Source organism: Mycobacterium sp. TH-M15, from assembly GCF_057473705.1.
The window spans coordinates 1-2,128 of the sequence record NZ_JBYCLB010000313.1; the positions used below are offsets into that span (position 1 = coordinate 1).

The window sequence follows — 2,128 nt, forward strand, 5'->3', positions numbered from 1 at the left end:
TCTTCGGCTCGCGCACGTCCAGCCACCATTGGGCGGTCATCGACACCGAGCCGACCAGCGCCTGGGCGTACAGCGGGGCCGTCTCGGGGTCCAGGCCGCGGCGGGAGAAATCCCCGGCCAGGATCGACGAGACCTGGTTGACGGCGTCGTTGAGCAGGGTGGAGTAGGTGCCCGAGCTGATCGACGTCGGTGAGTCGCGGATCAGGATGCGGAACCCGTCGGTGTGCTCCTCGACGTAGGTCAGCAACGCCAGGGCCACCCGCTCGACCCGCAGCCGGGACCGGTTGTTCGTCGCCCTGGTCAGCGACGAGGTGATGCCGTCCAGCAAAGCCGACATCTCCCGGTCCACGACCACCGCGTACAGTCCCTCTTTGCCGCCGAAGTGCTCGTAGACCACGGGCTTGGAGACGTTCGCCCGCTGCGCGATCTCCTCGATCGAGGTACCCTCGTAGCCGCGTTCGGCAAACAGCGTCCGGGCGACGTCGATCAGCTGGTGGCGACGTTCGCTGCCGGTCATCCGGGCCCGCGGTGCGCGAGCCGCCTTATCGATGGCAGCCACGAAGGTCAGCCTATCGGCTGGACCCGGCGTCCAGGCAGGTTCGCGTCCGGCGCCGGGCTAGAGTCACACCGGACGTCGGTCCGTCGTGGTGTAATCGGCAGCACATCAGATTTTGGTTCTGAGAGTTCAGGTTCGAGTCCTGGCGACGGAGCTTCGGGCCCGGCTCTGCCGACGAGCGTGCGCAGAACCGGCCCGCTGCCCGGCGTGTCGACCGGGAACACGCACGCTCGCGGGAGAGGAGGTGCGGTGAGAGGGCAGACCGAGACCGCGGTCCTGGTGCTGGCGGCCGGGGAGGGCACCCGGATGCGCTCGGGCATCCCGAAGGTGCTGCACCCGCTGGCCGGGCGGAGCATGCTGGCGCACTGTGTGCACGCGGCCGCCGCCACCGACCCGGCGCATCTGGTGGTGGTGCTGGGCCATCACCACGAACGCGTCGCCGGCACGGTCACCGGGCTGGCCGAGGAGCTGGGCCGTCGCATCGACATCGCCCTGCAGGAACAGCAGCTCGGCACCGGGCACGCGGTGCTGTCCGGGCTGACCGCGCTGCCGGACGACTTCGCCGGCACCGTCGTCGTCACCGCCGGCGACGTCCCGCTGCTGGACGCCGAGACACTGACCGCCCTGGTCGCCGGGCACCACGCGTCGCCGGCGACGGCCACCGTGCTGACCACGACGCTGGCCGACCCCACCGGCTACGGGCGCATCCTGCGGGACCGCCACGGCGCTCAAAGCACCGTCGCCGGGATCGTCGAGCAGGCCGACGCCACCCCGGAGCAGGCGCAGCTGCGCGAGGTCAACGCCGGCGTGTATGCATTCGACGTCGCGGCGCTGCGCTCCGCGCTGGGCCGGCTGGGCTCGGACAACGCCCAGCGTGAGCAGTACCTCACCGACGTGATCGGCATCCTGCGGCAAGACGGGCGGGTGGTCGCCGGCCGGCAGGTGGACGACCCGATGCTGGTGGCCGGGGTGAACAACCGGGTACAGCTGGCCCAGGTGGCGGCCGAGCTCAACCGCCGGATCGTCTCCGCCCACCAGCTGGCCGGGGTCACCGTCACCGACCCGGCCAGCACCTGGATCGACGTGGACGTGCGGATCGGTCGGGACACCACCCTCGCACCCGGAACCCAGCTGCTCGGCGGCACCGAGATCGGCGCCGGCTGCAGCATCGGCCCGGACACCACGCTGACCGACGTCACCGTCGGCGACGGCGCGACGGTGGTGCGCTGCCACGGCAGCTCGTCGTCGATCGGCGCCGGCGCGGCGGTCGGACCGTTCAGCTACCTGCGGCCGGGCACCACACTGGGCGCCGACGGCAAACTGGGGGCGTTCGTCGAGACCAAGAACTCGACCATCGGCACCGGCACCAAGGTCCCGCACCTGACCTACGTCGGCGACGCCGACATCGGCGAGTACTCCAACATCGGCGCCTCCAGCGTCTTCGTCAACTACGACGGCGAGGCCAAGCACCGCACCACCGTCGGCTCACACGTGCGCACCGGGTCGGACACCATGTTCGTCGCCCCGGTCAGCATCGGCGACGGCGCCTACACCGGCGCCGGGACGGTGGTC

At 71.1% G+C, this 2,128-nt stretch carries 2 protein-coding genes and 1 tRNA gene; 2 read left to right on the forward strand and 1 reads right to left on the reverse strand.

Annotation, left to right across the window (positions count from 1 at the left end):
• A partial coding sequence (locus AC2VNT_RS07290; protein ID WP_486946216.1) for a TetR/AcrR family transcriptional regulator occupies positions 1 to 517 on the reverse strand: 517 nt, incomplete at its 3' end.
• A gap of 121 nt (positions 518 to 638) precedes the next feature.
• Between AC2VNT_RS07290 and AC2VNT_RS07295 the strand changes: the two genes are divergently transcribed.
• Together AC2VNT_RS07295 and glmU are read left to right on the forward strand one after the other, a co-directional pair.
• Positions 639 to 710 (forward strand) — tRNA-Gln (locus AC2VNT_RS07295).
• 95 nt (positions 711 to 805) lie between these two features.
• A partial coding sequence (glmU, locus tag AC2VNT_RS07300; protein ID WP_486946215.1) for a bifunctional UDP-N-acetylglucosamine diphosphorylase/glucosamine-1-phosphate N-acetyltransferase GlmU occupies positions 806 to 2,128 on the forward strand: 1,323 nt, incomplete at its 3' end.